Source organism: Mesobacterium hydrothermale, from assembly GCF_035818635.1.
In the GTDB taxonomy this organism is placed as follows: domain Bacteria; phylum Pseudomonadota; class Alphaproteobacteria; order Rhodobacterales; family Rhodobacteraceae; genus Mesobacterium_A; species Mesobacterium_A hydrothermale.
In genome coordinates this window covers 60,495-75,341 of the sequence record NZ_JAYLLH010000003.1, presented here as the reverse complement: position 1 = coordinate 75,341, position 14,847 = coordinate 60,495, and the positions used below count along the sequence as shown (strand labels likewise).

Here is a 14,847-nt window from a genome sequence, read left to right as displayed (position 1 = left end):
CTGCGCCAAGTCCTGTATATTCCCGGGGCAGGGGGCCTATGCCCCCAGATCGGGCAGGGCTTGCGCCATGCGCGACAAGCCCGGCGTCAGCGGGAATAGCGTGGCCTGCAGCGCGTGGTAGATGTCGGGCTTGCCGTGGAACTGCCGTGCGGTCGGTTTGCCACCAGCGTCGATTTCCGGGAACCAGCCGCCCTTTTCCCTGTCGATGAAATGCGCCTGTGCAAAGGTCCAGAGGGTGCGATACCACGCCTCGTCCTCGGGGCGGTGCGCGAGCTTGATCAGGCTGGCCAGCACGCCGATCGCTTCGCACAGGGGCCACCAGTAGCGGTCGGGGATCGCCACGCGCCCGTCTGTTCCAAGGGTATAGACGAGGCCCCCCTGTGTCTTGTCCCAGGCGTCGGCCAGGGCACGCTCGGTCAGGGCGCGGGCGATGACCGGGGAGTCGTCGTCGGGGCGACCGCACAGGTCCCAGTGCTGCAGCATCAGCCGCGCCATTTCGAAGGAATGGCCGGGGGTGGTACCCGCAGGGCGGAACATCGGGTTGCCGGAATAGCCGGGGTCGATCTGCCAGTCCTCGGTGTAATGCTCGGGCAGGCGCCAGCCGTGATCCGGCGCGATCCGGCGCAGGAAGAAATCAAGGATGCGGCCCGCGCGGTCGCGGTAGAGCGTTTCGCCCGTCGCCTCATAGGCGGCCAGCAGCGCCTCGACGCCGTGCATGTTGGCGTTCATGCCGCGATAGGTGGAAAACGGAGTCCAGTCGCGGGCCCATTCGTCAGCGAAAAGGCCCACGTCCTCGGTCCAGAACCGTTGGTCAAGAACCTCTGACGCGTCCGAAATCAAGGCGTCGGCGTCAGGGTGGCCGGCCATCTTGGCACTGGCGCCAGCCAGCAGGACGAAGACATGACCATAGGCCAGCTTGCGGTCGTCGGCCACCGCATCGCCATCCAGCGCCCAGAGATAGCCGCCATGGACCGTGTCGTGGTGGTGGCTGCGCAGATAAGCCATGCCCCGGTCAATGATGTCGCCGCACGCCCGCACGCCCGCCAGGTGCCCGAGCGCATAGGAATGGATCAGGCGGGTGGTGGTGTGCAGTTCCTGCTTCGTGTCGGGCAGCGGGACGCCGTCATAACCCAGCACGCGAAAGCCCGCCTCATCGCCAAGGCTGGCGCGGAAAAAGGCGAACTGGCGCCGGGCATCTTCCGCCAGCATCGCGCGATGGGCTGCATCGTTCAGCCAGAGGTCGTCGGGGGCGGTTGGATCGAAGGAGGGGGGCACGTATCGCCCTTTCGGTTGTTGCCTTTCGGGTCGCCGCAACGGTAGTGATGCCGGACGGGCGAGGCAAGGGTGCAGGCGCGGACGCGGAACTGCGCGCCGGACCTGAATCCCGCTTGCAGAGCGCGCGTACGGGCAATAGAAGGTGCCAAATTTCGCTAGCGCGCCCCGGTGGCGCGCCTCAATCTTGTAGGGAAGAGAGATGCAGGTCACCGAGACGCTGAACGAAGGCCTCAAGCGCGGCTACGCGATTGTCGTCACCGCAGACGAACTGGAAACCAAGGTCAACGAAAAACTGGCCGAGGCCCAGCCGGAAATCGAAATGAAGGGCTTTCGCAAGGGCAAGGTTCCGATGGCGCTGCTGAAAAAGCAGTTCGGACAGCGCCTGATGGGCGAAGCGATGCAGGAATCCATCGACGGTGCGATGAGCAAGCACTTCGAAGACAGCGGCGACAAGCCCGCCCTGCAGCCGCAGGTCAAGATGACCAACGAAGACTGGAAAGAGGGCGACGACATTCATGTCGAGATGTCCTATGAAAAGCTGCCGGAAATCCCCGAACTCGACATGTCGGGCCTGAGCTTTGAAAAGCTGGTGGTCAAGGCCACCGATGGCGACATCGACGAGGCGCTGAAGCAGCTGGCTGAAACCGCCCAGAACTTTGCCGATCGTGACGAAGGTGCCGCAGCCGAAGACGGCGATCAGGTGACCTTTGACTTTGTTGGCAAGGTCGATGGCGAAGCCTTCGACGGCGGGTCCGCCGAAGATTACCCGCTGGTTCTCGGCTCTGGTTCGTTCATCCCCGGCTTCGAAGAACAGCTGGTCGGCGTTAAGGCCGGTGAGGAAAAAACCGTCGAGGTCACTTTCCCCGAGGAATACGGCGCAGAGAACCTTGCCGGCAAGGCTGCGACCTTTGACTGCACGATCAAGGCCGTGAAAGCCCCGGTTGCCGCCGAGATCGACGATGAACTGGCCAAGAAGTTCAACGTTGAATCGCTGGACGCCCTGAAGGGTCAGATCGCCGAACACCTGGAATCCGAATACACCGGCGCCGCGCGCCAGGTGATGAAGCGTGCCATGCTGGACGCGCTGGACGAGGCGGTTTCGTTTGACCTGCCGCCGTCGCTGGTCGAGGCAGAAGCCAAGCAGATCGCACACCAGTTGTGGCACGAAGAAAATCCCGAGGTTCACGACCACAACCACGGCGAAATCGAAACTACCGATGAGCACACCAAGCTGGCCGAACGTCGCGTGAAGCTGGGCCTTTTGCTGGCCGAGGTTGGCCAGAAGGCCGAAGTGACCGTGACCGATGCCGAGATGACCCAGGCCGTGATGGCCGCTGCCCGTCAGTACCCGGGCCAGGAACGCCAGTTCTTTGAATTCGTGCAGCAAAGCGCCGAGATGCAGCAGCAGCTGCGCGCGCCGCTGTTCGAAGACAAGGTCATCGACCACATTGCCGACCAAGCGACCGTGACCGAGAAGGAAGTCGACAAGGACGCTCTGCAAGCCGCAGTCGAAGCCCTGGACGACGAATAATACCAGAAACGCACCCAAGCGCTTGAGAGAGGTCGCCTTCGGGCGGCCTTTCTTTTTGTGCCGCGGGAGGCCGGCCAGACCTTGCGCGGGGATGGGAAGGGAAGGGCCAGGGCATGGCCCCGGCCCTTTCTGTCACGGTGTGTGGTGGAGGTCCGCGTCAGTTATCCCGGTGGGTCAGCCCAGGCGGCGGGCCAGTGCCTGCATCAGGGCCAGTGCCTTGTTCCGTTCGTCGTCATCCTGCGCATCGCTCAACTGCTCCAGGCAATAGAGTCGCAGTGCAGCAGACGCGGCCGAGCGGGCCTGTGGCAAGCCGCCGGGTTCGGCGGCCAGCTTGCGCAGGGACTGCATCGGGTCTGTGCGCTTGCTGCGCTCGAACAGCGCCAGCGCGGCGTCTTCTGACCCGAAGACATCGTGCGCGATCCCCGAAAACGCGCGGATTCCTGCGATCCGTTCTTCCGAGCAATCCATCAGCGCCGCCATGGCGGTGACCTTGCCCATCGGCTTGGGCGACCCAAGGTAGTCATAAGGCGCGTTGTTCGAGCGCTTCATCACCCGGTTCATCACCGGATCAATCACGGCCACTGCATCGGTGATGCCGGCCTGCCTGCCATATTCGAAGGCGCCGATCATCACCTCTGAGGTGACGTAAGAGATCGAGTTCTTGCCGCGCCCCCGGTCCAGCCGGTCCACATCCACGCAGAAACGTGTTGCTTCCCAGACCTGCGGGCTGCGCAGAGGTGGTTCGCCATCCAGGATGGACGCGAACACGTCGGACAGCATGTGCGGCCCGGTGGTCTGAAGCAGGCGCATACAGCCCACGACGCGGCCGGTGTCGTCATCAAGACACACCACATGGGCCGGGTCGAGATCGTCGTAGACGTCCCGCTCCATGCTGTCGACGACATCGACTTCCCAATCGAGCCGATCTTTGAAAACGCGCGCCCGCAGGCGGTACATTTCCGACAAAACTTCCCCAAATGCGCTCGCGTTAAGCGCATCAATCACGATTATCATTTTTCTTGCCCCTAGTTTGGTGAGTTACGCGATAGGGGTAGTGTAAATGTTAAGTGTGTATTTGCTATTGTGGGATTCCCGTATGGGGGAATCCCGTAGTCCGCCAGTCGTTTGGGGGGATTTGACCGATCAACCCGGCTCGATGATGCCGTAGAGGATGCCCCGTCCGACGGCCTGCGGCGTGGTCAGCGCGCTGAGCTTGGTCCGGGCCGAGCGCAGGTGCACCTCGACCGTGCGGGTCGAAATGGTCAGCAGGTCGCCGATTTCCGACTGGGTCTTGCCCATGGCGATCCATTGCAGGATTTCCGCCTCGCGCGAGGACAGGGAGGTGCGACCGAGGGTGCTGAACAGCAGCCCTGACGATGCAACCGCATCGTGAATGTGTACCGCGGCCATTTGCAGGTTGCCCATGATCTTGGCCTTGAGCTTGGCCCATTCATCGTCGCCGCAGTCACGGGTGATGCTGAGCAGGCCGCAATCGCCATAGGGGCCACGGACCGGGACCGTCAGGCCACGGTCGGTGATGCCGAAGTCACGGGCGTTTTCGAAAACCTTCGCAAAGCTGTCATCACGGCGAAAGCGCGACCAGTCCACCGGCGCGACGCTGCGCGCCGACTGGTAGAGCGTCGGGTCGATTTCATGAAGACCAAGTTCTCCGTAATGCTGGCGCCAGTCCATGCGATAAGTCGCATAGCCAGTGACATCGCCGGTCAGCAGGTTCGTGGTGGCATAGGATGCATCGTCAAGCTCAAACTCCTCGCACAGCTGTGCCAGGTAAAGGTCAAAACGATTCTCGTCATCCGCGCGCTCGGCGAGGTCGATCAACTGCATGTCCGTCCCCCGTTATGTCGCGCAAGCGGTGGACTCCAGCTTACGCGGCTGCAGGGCTGTCGGATTCTGCTACCGACCTCAAGAAAGACAGCACCGCTTGCTTTTGAGCATCCGTCAACCGGGTGTAAAGGTCAATGAGTTCCATTGCGCCACGGTCTGCAAAAACATCGCCTTTGCCGTCTTCGGCCAGGGTTTCATCGAGGCTGTCGAAGAAAAAGGTGATCGGGACCTCGAACACTTCGGCGATGTTCCAAAGACGTGCGGCCGACACGCGGTTGGTGCCGTTTTCGTATTTTTGCACTTGTTGGAAGGTGACACCAATTTTTTCAGCAAGTTGAGTCTGAGTAAGCTCCAGTGCCTGACGGCGCGCTTTGATGCGCTGGCCGACAACGGTGTCGATCACGGACATGACAATTGATCCCTGGTTATTCGCTACGCTTCGAGTGGTCTGGCGCATTTGATCATACGACTCACAATTGCATAGGGCATATTCCGTTTTCAAGCTTCTGCTTGGGGCTTTACGCAAGGGAAGGCCTGATCTTCCAAAGGTAAGTTATCCTGAACAAAAGAAAAACCGCGCGGCACAGCCGCGCGGTTCTGGTCCGGTCTGGCCGGAAAGGGGAATTCGGAACTTATTCCGAGTCGGCCTTGGCTTCGTCTTCCGGTGTGGCGACCTGCATGTCGTCATCGTCGGATGCCGCTGCGCCAATGTCTTCGAACAGGCCGGCAATTTCGAAATCAGCCGCGGCTTCTTCTTCTGCGGCCAGTTCCTGGATCGACTTTCCCGAGGCCTGAAGTTCGGCTTCTTCCGGCGAACGTGCGACGTTCAGCGAAATCGTAACCGACACTTCGGGGTGCAGGACGACGGTTGCCGAGTGCAGGCCCAGTTCCTTGATCGGGGTCACGATCACGACCTGCTTGCGGTCGATCGAGAAACCTTCGGCGGTTGCCACTTCGGCGGCGTCACGCGAGGTGACCGAGCCGTAGAGCGCGCCGCCATCTGCCGCCTGGCGAATCAAGACGAACTGCTGACCGTCGAGCTTTTCGCCCAGGGCTTCGGCTTCCTTGCGGGTTTCCAGGTTGCGGGCTTCCAGCTGGGCTTTCTGATCTTCGAAGTTGGCGATGTTCGCCTTCGACGCGGTCAGGGCCTTGCCTTGCGGCAGCAGGAAGTTGCGGGCGTAGCCGGGCTTGACGTCGACGACGTCGCCCATCTGGCCAAGCTTGGCCACACGTTCCAGAAGGATAACTTGCATGTCAGTCTCTCCTTACTTCACGGCGTAGGGCAGCAGGGCGAGGAAGCGGGCGCGCTTGATCGCGCGGGCCAGTTCACGCTGCTTCTTGGCCGAAACGGCGGTGATGCGGCTGGGGACGATCTTGCCACGCTCAGAGATGTAACGCTGAAGCAGCTTGGTGTCCTTGTAGTCGATCTTGGGTGCATTGTCGCCCGAGAAGGGGCAGACCTTGCGGCGGCGGAAAAACGGTTTTGCAGCCATGTCTTATATCCTCTTCTTCAGGTATCAGTTACGGCGCTCGCGACGCTCGCCGCGCTCTTCGCGCTTCTGCATCTGAACCGACGGGCCTTCTTCGTGTGCGTCGACCTTGATGGTCATGACGCGCATGACGTCGTCATGCAGGCGCATCAGGCGTTCCATTTCCTGAACCGCGCTTGCAGGAGCGTCGGTCTTCAGGAAGGCATAGTGGCCCTTGCGGTTCTTGTTGATCTTGTAAGCCATCGTCTTCAGGCCCCAGTACTCGTTCTCGACGACCTTGCCGCCGTTGTCCGAGAGGACGGTGCTGAAGTGTTCGATAAGGCCTTCGGCCTGCGCGTTGGACAGATCCTGACGCGAGATGAAAACATGCTCGTAAAGCGGCATGTGGACTCCGTTTCTTTTCAGGCGCCTTTCACAGGACAGGATATGATCCTTTCGCCCCTGTCCACGAGGGAGTGCGCGGTTCAATAGTCTCGCGAAAGGAAGTGCCCGTATACACGCTTTGCGTCCCGACGCAAGCGCCGAGGAACCGGTTTCGGCTGCCGCGACAATTCCCGCTTCGTGCCGCGACTGTTCCCAATTCGGGCCATGTTTGCCGCGCAGGCTGCCTGCAAGCGAGACAGATCGCAGGAGGCAGACAATGGCAATGCTCTCGGCAAATTCCCCGCAGGGGCCCGGCATCCCGGCACGGATCGCCATCGGGCTGGCGGGACTGGCACTGATGATCGCCGCCGTGGGGCTGTGGCTAACCCCCGGGCTGGACCCGTTTCCCGAAGTCTCGCTCATGAAGCTTGGCCTGTCGCTGTTCATGGCGCTGGGCGGCTGGGGCCTGACCGCGATGGCGCGGTTGCGCCGCATCTGATTCCCAAATCCTCCCCGCCTGACAGGGCAGTGACCACCGAACGTGGCGCCGCCCTTTCTTTTTGGCTGAGCGGTGTGCGTAGGGCGCTAATCCTGAGTTGTGCCCTTGTCGTGGATAGACGCCAATTCGCGTAAAATTTCATGTTGATCGCCGGATCGTCCATATTTTCGCCCGAATTCGGCAGGATCCTTGCCGTGTTTTGGTAACGATCATGTCTGGTAACGAGTATGTCTATCCCGGAGTCCGCGACTCTCGGGGCGAGGGAACCTGTGTCCCTGCCCGAGCCGCCGTCTGTGCCCTCTGTCGTCCTGTGGGCGCTGGGGACAGCCCTTGTCTTCTTTACTGTCGCGCAGTTGATCCTGTTCGCCGCTTTGTCGCATCCGCACAGGCTGGTCGACACCTGGCTTGTCGCCATGATTGCGCTGGCCGTTGATCTGTTGCTGGGCAGCCGCCTGCGTGACGGGGTGTGCCGCGCGATCCGGGCGTGATCCTTCCGCGGCGTTGCATGGCGCGTCCCGGGCGGCTAAGGGAAGTCGCCAAGGGACGGACCACAGCAACGAAGAGGACGGATCATGAGCCGCGCGTTTCTTTTCCCCGGTCAGGGGGCACAGACCATCGGCATGGGCAAGGACCTGGCAGATGCCTATCCGGCGGCCCGCGCGGTGTTCGACGAGGTCGACGAGGCGCTGGGTGAACGCCTGTCGTCGCTGATCTGGGACGGGGATATCGAAACCCTGACCCTGACCGCCAATGCCCAGCCCGCGCTGATGGCGACCTCGATGGCCGTGGTTCGCGCATTGGAAGCCGAAGGCGTGGGGATCGAGGCCGCCGCCTATGTCGCGGGCCATTCGCTGGGCGAATACTCCGCGCTGACCGCCGCCGGGGCGCTGAGCCTTTCCGATGCCGCGCGCCTGCTGCGCACCCGCGGCCGCGCCATGCAAGAGGCCGTGCCGGTGGGCAAGGGCGCCATGGCGGCGCTTCTGGGGCTGGATCTGGGGGCGGTGCGCAAGGTGGCCGAAGAGGCTGCGCAAGGCGAGGTCTGTGCTGCCGCCAATGACAACGATCCCGGCCAGGTGGTGGTTTCGGGCGACAAGGCGGCCGTCGAACGCGCCGTTGAACTGGCAAAGGCCGCCGGTGCGCGCCGCGCGCTGCTGCTGCCGGTGAGCGCACCGTTCCATTGCTCCCTGATGGCGCCCGCCGCCGGCGTCATGGCCGAAGCCCTGGACGATGTCGATATTCACGCCCCGAAAGTACCGCTCATCGCCAACGTCCGCGCCGATGCGGTCAGTGACCCGACCGTCATCCGGTCTTTGCTGGTCGAGCAGGTGACGGGCTCGGTGCGCTGGCGCGAATCGGTGATGGCCATGGCCGCGAAGGGCGTGACCGAGGTTTGGGAACTGGGCGCGGGCAAGGCGCTGATCGGCATGGTGCGGCGCATCGACAAATCGCTGGCCACTCACGCGGTCAACACCGCAGACGATGTCAAGGCCGCCGCCGCTGCGCTGGCGGGATGAGCCGATAGATTGGGAAAGGATTTCAGATGTTTGATCTGACGGGAAAATGCGCGCTGGTGACCGGCGCATCGGGTGGGATCGGCGGCGAGATCGCCAAGGCGCTGCACGGCGCCGGGGCGACGGTTGGCCTGTCGGGCACGCGCGAAGCGCCGTTGCAGGCTTTGGCGGCGGAGCTTGGGGACCGGGCCGTTGTGCTGCCCTGCAACCTGTCCGACATGGCCGCGGTCGAGGCGCTGCCGAAGCAGGCGGCCGAGGCGATGGGGGGGCTGGACATCCTGGTGAACAATGCCGGCATCACCCGCGACAACCTGTTCATGCGGATGTCGGACGACGAATGGCAGTCGGTGATCGACGTCAACCTGACCGCCACGTTCAAACTGTGCAAGGGCGTGCTGCGCGGTATGATGAAGGCGCGCTGGGGGCGGATCATCAACATCTCGTCCGTGGTGGGCGCGACCGGCAACCCCGGCCAGGGCAACTATGCCGCTTCGAAAGCGGGGGTGGTCGGCATGTCCAAGTCGCTGGCCTACGAGGTCGCGAGCCGCGGGATCACCGTGAACGCGGTGGCGCCTGGCTTCATCGCCACGGCGATGACCGACAAGCTGACCGACGAGCAGAAAGAGAAGATCAACGCCCAGATCCCCGCGGCCCGCATGGGCATGCCCGAGGAGATCGCCGCGGCGGTGCTGTACCTGGCCAGCAACGAGGCGGCCTATGTCACCGGCTCGACGCTGCATGTGAACGGCGGCATGGCGATGATCTGAGCGGTTTCGGATCGGGCTGCGCCCGATCCGATCCGCGCGCGGCTGTGCCGCGCCTGGAGGCGCTGCCTCCAGACCTCCGAGGTATTTGGAAAACCAAAGACTGGGGGTGTCGGGGCGCGGGGGCGCCCCGGGCGGGGGAATCAGGGAGGCGATCCCTGCGGGGCAGGGGGGCTGCGCGCCGGGACGGCGGTTGCTGTGGCGGCCTTGCGGATCTTTCTCCGGGCGGGATTTCCAGGCAATTGCTGCTCTCCCCCGGTTCGGTCGTGAAAGCATTTGCCATCCTGCGCAGACATGCTATAGCGCGCAGGAGTTTCAGCCGGGGGGCGCGTTGCGTGCCTTGGCCTGTCCCGCTTGACGGGTCAACAAGCGCCCGTCGAGGGCAATCAGACGCCACTCCGCAGGGCGGGGGCAAAACCGGGCCGGTAGGTTCGACAAGACTGTGAGGATAGACAATGAGCGACGTCGCAGATCGCGTTAAGAAGATTGTGGTTGAGCACCTCGGTGTGGAAGAAGACAAGGTGACCGAGAATGCCTCGTTCATCGACGATCTGGGCGCTGACAGCCTCGACACCGTGGAACTGGTGATGGCCTTCGAAGAAGAGTTCGGCATCGAGATCCCCGATGACGCAGCCGAGACCATCCAGACCTTCGGCGATGCGGTGAAGTTCATCAGCGAAGCCGCCTGAGCGCGGGTCGTCTGACCGGATAAAGAGGACGGCGCCCTGCCGGGTGCCGTCCTTTTTGTTTGTTTGCCGCGGTTTCCTGCGCAGCCGGTTGCCGGTTGCGCCCGCGGGCCTTGCCCAGGAGCGGGCAAGCGCGGTAAGAGCAAAACTCAGAAATACGTTGAGAGAAGGGCAGATCATGCGTCGTGTCGTTGTTACCGGTCTGGGGCTTGTCACCCCTCTGGCCTGCGGGGTCGAGGAAACCTGGGCCCGCATTCTGGACGGGAAATCGGGCGCGGGCACCATCACCCGGTTCGACGCCAGCAACCTGGCCACCACCTATGCCTGCGAGGTGCCCTATGGTGACGGTACCGACGGCACGTTCAATCCCGACCATTGGATGGACAAGAAGGAACAGCGCAAGGTCGACACCTTTATCCTGTTCGGCATGGCCGCGGCGCAGCAGGCGGTCGAGGATTCGGGCTGGATGCCCGAGGACGAGGAAAGCCGCCGCCGCACCGGCGTGATGATCGGATCGGGCATCGGCGGGCTGAACGCGATTGCCGAAACCGCCTATCTGATCCGGGACAAGGGGCCGCGGCGGGTGTCGCCGTTCTTTATCCCCGGTGCGCTGATCAACCTGATCTCGGGGCAGGTGTCGATCCGCTTTGGCTTCAAGGGGCCGAACCACGCGGTGGTGACGGCCTGCTCGACCGGGGCGCATGCAATTGGCGACGCGTCGCGGCTGATCAAGTACGGCGATGCTGACGTGATGATCGCCGGCGGCGCCGAGGCCGCGATTTCAGAGATCGGGATTGCCGGGTTCAATGCCTGCAAGGCGCTGTCGACCAAGCGCGGCGACGCGCCGGAAACCGCCAGCCGGCCTTATGACGCGGACCGCGACGGGTTCGTCATGGGCGAGGGCGCGGGCGTCGTGGTGTTGGAGGAATACGAACACGCCAAGGCGCGCGGGGCGAAGATCTATGCCGAGGTCTGCGGGTATGGCCTGTCGGGCGATGCCTATCATATCACTGCGCCATCCGAGGATGGCGAGGGCGGCGAGCGGTCGATGAAGGCTGCGCTGGACCATGCCGGGCTGCAGCCGTCGGACATCGACTATATCAACGCGCATGGCACGTCGACCATGGCCGATGTGATCGAACTGGGCGCGGTGGAGCGCCTTCTGGGCAATGCGGCGGCCAAGGTGACCATGTCCTCGACCAAGTCGGCCACCGGGCATTTGCTGGGAGCAGCGGGCGCGATCGAAGCGATCTTCTCGATCCTGGCGATCCGCGACCAGGTGGCGCCGCCGACGATCAACCTGGACACGCCGGCGGTTGAGTCGAAAGTCTTCCTGGCGCCCAACGCCAAGCAGGAACGTGAGATCACCTATGCGTTGTCCAACAGCTTCGGCTTTGGCGGCACCAATGCCAGCGTGATCTTCGGCAAGGTGGAGTAACCGCATGTGGCGTCACATCGCCTCGAACGCGATGACTTTCATGGTCATCGTGGTCTTCCTTTTCGGGGGCTTGCTGCTGTGGGCACAGTCGCAATACACATCTGACGGCCCGCTGGCCGAGGCGATCTGCGTGCAGGTTGACCGCGGCACCAACATTCGCCGCGTGTCCGAGGCGCTGTCCGAGGACGGGGCGATCACCAGCGACATGTTGTTCCGGGTGGCGGCGGACTATGCCGGCAAGAGCCAGGACCTGAAGGCGGGCAGCTATCTTGTACGGCCGGGCGCGTCGATGGAGGAAATCCTGGACGTGGTGACCCGGGGCGGGGCGTCGACCTGCGGCACCGAGGTGGTTTACCGGGTCGGGATTACCCGGGCCGAGGTTCAGGTGCGAGAGCTGGACCCGGCCAGCGGGCGCTATGTCGAGAAAGCAGCCTTCGATCCGGGGGACGCAGAGCGGCCAGAGATTTTCACCAAGGTGCGCAACGCCGCGGGCACGCGCTATCGTATCGCGCTGGCCGAAGGTGTGACCAGTTGGCAGGTGGTGCAGGAACTGGGCCAGGTCGACGTCCTGGAGGGCGAGGTGGCTGCACTGCCCGCCGAAGGCAGCCTGGCCCCCGACAGCTATGAGGTGCGGATCGGCGATACCCGGCAATCCGTGGTCGACCGGATGACCGCGGCGCAGTCGCGCATCCTGGCCGAAGCCTGGGCCAACCGTGCTGAAGGGCTGCCCTATGACAGCCCCGAAGAGGCGCTGGTCATGGCCTCGATCATCGAGAAGGAAACCGGGATCCCGTCGGAACGGCGCACGGTGGCGAGCGTTTTTGTCAACCGGCTTGAGCAGGGGATGCGGTTGCAGACCGACCCCACGGTGATCTATGGCATCACCAAGGGGCAGGGTACGCTGGGACGTGGATTGCGGCAGTCGGAACTGCGGCGCGAAACGCCTTGGAATACCTATGTCATCAATGGCTTGCCGCCGACCCCGATCGCCAACCCTGGCCGCGCCAGCATCGAAGCGGCGCTGGACCCCGAGAATACGGAGTTCGTGTTCTTCGTGGCCAAGACGCTGAACCCGGCGGATGGCCACGTGTTTGCCGCGACGCTGGACGAGCACAATCGCAACGTGGCCGCCTTCCGCGCGCTGGAGGCGGCGCGGCAGTGACGCCGGTTTCGGATCGGGCTGCGCCCGATCCGACCCGCCGGGGGGGGGGGGGGGGGGGGGGGGGGGGGGGGGGGGGGGGGGGGGGGGGGGCGGGGGGGGGGGGGGGGGGGGGGGGCGGGGGGGGGGGGGGGGGCGCCCCCCCCCCCCCGCCCCGGGGGCGCTGCCCCCCGGACCCCCGAGGTATTTGTCAAACCAAAGACAGGGGGGCGGACTGGCCGCAGAGGAGCGTCAGAGGCTGTCTTGCAGGCGCGCGACGTAGCGGGCGAGCGTGTCGATTTCGAGGTTGACGCGGTCGCCCACGCGGGCGGTGCCCCAGGTTGTGACCTCCTTGGTGTGGGGGATGATGTTGATGCCGAAGCTGTCGCCGTCGACCTCGTTCACCGTGAGCGAGGTGCCGTTCAGCGCGACCGAGCCTTTGGGTGCGATGAACCGGGCGAGGGTTTTCGGGGCGCGGAAGGTGAAGCGGGTGCTGTCGCCCTCGTCGCGCAGCGCGGTGATTTCGGCCACGCCATCGACATGGCCCGACACGATATGGCCGCCGAGTTCGTCACCGACCTTGAGCGCGCGTTCGAGATTGAGCCTGCGGCCGGTCTGCCAGAGATCGAGGTTGGTCTTGCAGACGGTTTCGGCGCTGATTTCAACGTCGAACCAATCGTCGCCCAGCGCCACCACGGTCAGGCAGACGCCGTCGCAGGCGATCGAGGCGCCGATGTCGATGGTCCTTGTGTCATAGGAGGTGCCGATCCGGGCGCGCAGGTCACCGCGCTGTTCCAGGTCTTTTACCTCTCCCATATCGGTGACGATGCCGGTAAACATGCAAGAAAGCCTTTCGCAGAGGCAGCAAACGGGCCCCCGCAAGAAGGGGCCACAAATTCGCCGGGTTCCGGTGGTAACGGTGTGTTTCGAGGTCAACAGGTAATCGGGCATGATGGACAAGGCAACCGGTCAGACGCGGGTCTTCCTGTTCCTGCAGGGGCCACACGGGCCGTTTTTCAACCGCCTGGGGCAGATGCTGCGCCGGACCGGCGCGCAGGTCTGGCGCGTGGGGTTCAACGCGGGCGACCGGGCGTTCTGGCGCGACCGGGACAGTTTCATCGCGTTTGACGGCACGCCCGAGACGTGGCGGTCAAGGTTTTGTGCGATCCTGGCGGAAAAGGGCGTTACCGACATCGTGCTTTACGGCGATACGCGCCCGATTCATGCCGAGGCGGTGCAAGAGGCCCGGGCGCGCGGGTTGCGGGTGCATGTCTTCGAGGAAGGCTACATGCGGCCCTATTGGGTGACCTACGAGCGCGACGGGTCGAACGGCAATTCCCGGCTGATGCAGATGAGCGTGGACGACATGCGCCGGGCGCTGGAACTGTCGGACATGGAGGCGCCGCTGCCCCCGGCCCATTGGGGCGACATGCGGCAACACATCTTCTATGGCGCGCTTTACCACTGGTTCGTGATGTTCCGGAACGGCGCGTTCCGCAATTTCCGCCCGCATCGCGCGCTGACCGTAACGCAGGAGTTCCAGCTTTACGTCAAGCGTCTGCTGGCGATGCCCTTTGCCTGGGCCGACCGGGTGATCGCCACCGCGCGGATCCGGCTGGGGGGCTATCCCTATCACCTGGCGTTGATGCAGCTGGAACATGACAGCAGTTTCCAGATGCATTCCCCCTTCGCCACCATGCCAGAGTTCCTGACGCTGGTGATCGAAGGCTTTGCCAAGGGCGCGCCGGGGCATCATCACCTTGTGTTCAAGGCCCACCCGCTGGAAGACGGGCGTGTCGATGTGCGCGGCGTGATCCGCGATACGGCGCGTCGGCTGGGGGTGTCGGACCGCGTGCATTACGTGCGCGGCGGCAAGCTGGCGCAATTGCTGAACGATGCGCGCACCGCCGTGACCGTCAATTCCACCGCCGCGCAACAGGTGTTGTGGCGGGGCATTCCGCTGAAGGTGTTCGGCGACGCGGTCTATGCCAAGCCGGAATTCGTGTCGGACCAGCCACTGGCAGAGTTCTTTGCCCAGCCGTCGCGGCCCGACAACCGCGCCTACAAGGATTACCGCCGATACCTGCTGGAAACCAGCCAGTTGCCGGGCGGGTTTTATTCGGCGCGCGGACGACGGCAATTGCTGCGCCAGGTGGTCGACATGATGCTGTCACCGGATGACCCGTATGACGCGCTGGAACTGGGCACCGCGGCCCCGAGGCAACAGTTGCGGGTCGTGACCTGACCGACGCTATCCCTGGTACTGGATTTTACAACCGAATTTCGGTACTTTGTCCGAAAAACCGA

General features: G+C 63.8%; 17 protein-coding genes. 9 read left to right on the top strand and 8 right to left on the bottom strand.

Annotation, left to right across the window (positions count from 1 at the left end; all coding sequences use genetic code 11):
* Positions 1-36 precede the first annotated feature (36 nt).
* Positions 37-1,275, bottom strand: coding sequence for an AGE family epimerase/isomerase (locus VK792_RS03185; protein ID WP_326295899.1), 1,239 nt, complete (start codon positions 1,273-1,275; stop codon positions 37-39).
* A gap of 199 nt (positions 1,276-1,474) precedes the next feature.
* On the opposite strand from VK792_RS03185, the gene tig reads away from it, so the two are divergent.
* A complete protein-coding gene (gene tig / locus VK792_RS03180; protein WP_326295898.1) occupies positions 1,475-2,806 on the top strand; it encodes a trigger factor in 1,332 nt (443 codons plus the stop codon).
* A 174-nt stretch (positions 2,807-2,980) separates the two neighbouring features.
* On the opposite strand, the gene VK792_RS03175 is transcribed toward tig, so the two are convergent.
* The 6 genes from VK792_RS03175 to rpsF all read right to left on the bottom strand — a co-directional run bounded on the left by VK792_RS03175 (position 2,981) and on the right by rpsF (position 6,525).
* Entirely contained in the window at positions 2,981-3,820 is an 840-nt protein-coding gene (locus VK792_RS03175; RefSeq protein WP_326295897.1) for an acyl-homoserine-lactone synthase, read from the bottom strand.
* A gap of 129 nt (positions 3,821-3,949) precedes the next feature.
* Positions 3,950-4,651: a LuxR family transcriptional regulator gene (locus VK792_RS03170; RefSeq protein ID WP_326295896.1), complete on the bottom strand. Its 702-nt coding sequence runs from the start codon at positions 4,649-4,651 to the stop codon at positions 3,950-3,952.
* A gap of 40 nt (positions 4,652-4,691) precedes the next feature.
* A complete protein-coding gene (locus VK792_RS03165; protein ID WP_326295895.1) occupies positions 4,692-5,060 on the bottom strand; it encodes a helix-turn-helix domain-containing protein in 369 nt (122 codons plus the stop codon).
* Between the two features lie 223 nt (positions 5,061-5,283).
* Complete coding sequence (rplI, locus tag VK792_RS03160) at positions 5,284-5,904, bottom strand: 50S ribosomal protein L9 (protein ID WP_326295894.1); 621 nt, start codon at positions 5,902-5,904, stop codon at positions 5,284-5,286.
* A gap of 12 nt (positions 5,905-5,916) precedes the next feature.
* Positions 5,917-6,144: a 30S ribosomal protein S18 gene (gene rpsR, locus VK792_RS03155; RefSeq protein WP_008328567.1), complete on the bottom strand. Its 228-nt coding sequence runs from the start codon at positions 6,142-6,144 to the stop codon at positions 5,917-5,919.
* Positions 6,145-6,168: 24 nt separating this feature from the next.
* Entirely contained in the window at positions 6,169-6,525 is a 357-nt protein-coding gene (rpsF, locus tag VK792_RS03150) for a 30S ribosomal protein S6 (protein WP_326295893.1), read from the bottom strand.
* A gap of 256 nt (positions 6,526-6,781) precedes the next feature.
* Between rpsF and VK792_RS03145 the strand changes: the two genes are divergently transcribed.
* The 7 genes from VK792_RS03145 to mltG all read left to right on the top strand — a co-directional run bounded on the left by VK792_RS03145 (position 6,782) and on the right by mltG (position 12,564).
* Entirely contained in the window at positions 6,782-7,003 is a 222-nt protein-coding gene (locus tag VK792_RS03145; protein WP_326295892.1) for a hypothetical protein, read from the top strand.
* 293 nt (positions 7,004-7,296) lie between these two features.
* Positions 7,297-7,491, top strand: a complete 195-nt coding sequence (locus tag VK792_RS03140) for a hypothetical protein (protein ID WP_326295891.1) — start codon at positions 7,297-7,299, stop codon at positions 7,489-7,491.
* 84 nt (positions 7,492-7,575) lie between these two features.
* On the top strand, positions 7,576-8,517 hold the full coding sequence (gene fabD / locus VK792_RS03135) for an ACP S-malonyltransferase (RefSeq protein WP_326295890.1): 942 nt from the start codon (positions 7,576-7,578) through the stop codon (positions 8,515-8,517).
* A 26-nt stretch (positions 8,518-8,543) separates the two neighbouring features.
* Positions 8,544-9,281 carry a 3-oxoacyl-[acyl-carrier-protein] reductase gene (gene fabG / locus VK792_RS03130; protein WP_326295889.1) on the top strand — a complete coding sequence of 246 codons (738 nt, stop codon included), beginning with the start codon at positions 8,544-8,546 and terminating at the stop codon, positions 9,279-9,281.
* Positions 9,282-9,733: 452 nt separating this feature from the next.
* Positions 9,734-9,967: an acyl carrier protein gene (locus VK792_RS03125; protein ID WP_189680207.1), complete on the top strand. Its 234-nt coding sequence runs from the start codon at positions 9,734-9,736 to the stop codon at positions 9,965-9,967.
* A 175-nt stretch (positions 9,968-10,142) separates the two neighbouring features.
* The gene (gene fabF / locus VK792_RS03120; protein WP_326295888.1) at positions 10,143-11,402 is read left to right on the top strand and encodes a beta-ketoacyl-ACP synthase II; all 1,260 of its coding nucleotides are present in this window, start codon (positions 10,143-10,145) and stop codon (positions 11,400-11,402) included.
* A 4-nt stretch (positions 11,403-11,406) separates the two neighbouring features.
* Entirely contained in the window at positions 11,407-12,564 is a 1,158-nt protein-coding gene (gene mltG, locus VK792_RS03115; protein ID WP_326295887.1) for an endolytic transglycosylase MltG, read from the top strand.
* Positions 12,565-12,792: 228 nt separating this feature from the next.
* Here the strand turns inward: mltG and VK792_RS03110 are convergent, their stop codons facing one another.
* The gene (locus tag VK792_RS03110) at positions 12,793-13,380 is read right to left on the bottom strand and encodes a riboflavin synthase (RefSeq protein ID WP_326295886.1); all 588 of its coding nucleotides are present in this window, start codon (positions 13,378-13,380) and stop codon (positions 12,793-12,795) included.
* A 112-nt stretch (positions 13,381-13,492) separates the two neighbouring features.
* Here VK792_RS03110 and VK792_RS03105 point away from each other — a divergent pair, with 112 nt between their 5' ends.
* On the top strand, positions 13,493-14,785 hold the full coding sequence (locus VK792_RS03105) for a capsule polysaccharide biogenesis protein (protein WP_326296062.1): 1,293 nt from the start codon (positions 13,493-13,495) through the stop codon (positions 14,783-14,785).
* Positions 14,786-14,847: the final 62 nt, after the last annotated feature.

Bases quoted from the DNA above. Each gene is read 5' to 3' on its own strand.
- fabG (WP_326295889.1), top strand. From the start codon at position 8,544: ATGTTTGATCTGACGGGAAAATGCGCGCTGGTGACCGGCGCATCGGGT.
- VK792_RS03105 (WP_326296062.1), top strand. From the start codon at position 13,493: ATGGACAAGGCAACCGGTCAGACGCGGGTCTTCCTGTTCCTGCAGGGG.
- fabF (WP_326295888.1), top strand. From the start codon at position 10,143: ATGCGTCGTGTCGTTGTTACCGGTCTGGGGCTTGTCACCCCTCTGGCC.
- VK792_RS03170 (WP_326295896.1), bottom strand. From the start codon at position 4,651: ATGCAGTTGATCGACCTCGCCGAGCGCGCGGATGACGAGAATCGTTTT.
- rpsF (WP_326295893.1), bottom strand. From the start codon at position 6,525: ATGCCGCTTTACGAGCATGTTTTCATCTCGCGTCAGGATCTGTCCAAC.
- VK792_RS03145 (WP_326295892.1), top strand. From the start codon at position 6,782: ATGGCAATGCTCTCGGCAAATTCCCCGCAGGGGCCCGGCATCCCGGCA.
- VK792_RS03110 (WP_326295886.1), bottom strand. From the start codon at position 13,380: ATGTTTACCGGCATCGTCACCGATATGGGAGAGGTAAAAGACCTGGAA.
- rpsR (WP_008328567.1), bottom strand. From the start codon at position 6,144: ATGGCTGCAAAACCGTTTTTCCGCCGCCGCAAGGTCTGCCCCTTCTCG.
- VK792_RS03165 (WP_326295895.1), bottom strand. From the start codon at position 5,060: ATGTCCGTGATCGACACCGTTGTCGGCCAGCGCATCAAAGCGCGCCGT.
- mltG (WP_326295887.1), top strand. From the start codon at position 11,407: ATGTGGCGTCACATCGCCTCGAACGCGATGACTTTCATGGTCATCGTG.
- fabD (WP_326295890.1), top strand. From the start codon at position 7,576: ATGAGCCGCGCGTTTCTTTTCCCCGGTCAGGGGGCACAGACCATCGGC.
- rplI (WP_326295894.1), bottom strand. From the start codon at position 5,904: ATGCAAGTTATCCTTCTGGAACGTGTGGCCAAGCTTGGCCAGATGGGC.
- VK792_RS03125 (WP_189680207.1), top strand. From the start codon at position 9,734: ATGAGCGACGTCGCAGATCGCGTTAAGAAGATTGTGGTTGAGCACCTC.
- VK792_RS03175 (WP_326295897.1), bottom strand. From the start codon at position 3,820: ATGATAATCGTGATTGATGCGCTTAACGCGAGCGCATTTGGGGAAGTT.
- tig (WP_326295898.1), top strand. From the start codon at position 1,475: ATGCAGGTCACCGAGACGCTGAACGAAGGCCTCAAGCGCGGCTACGCG.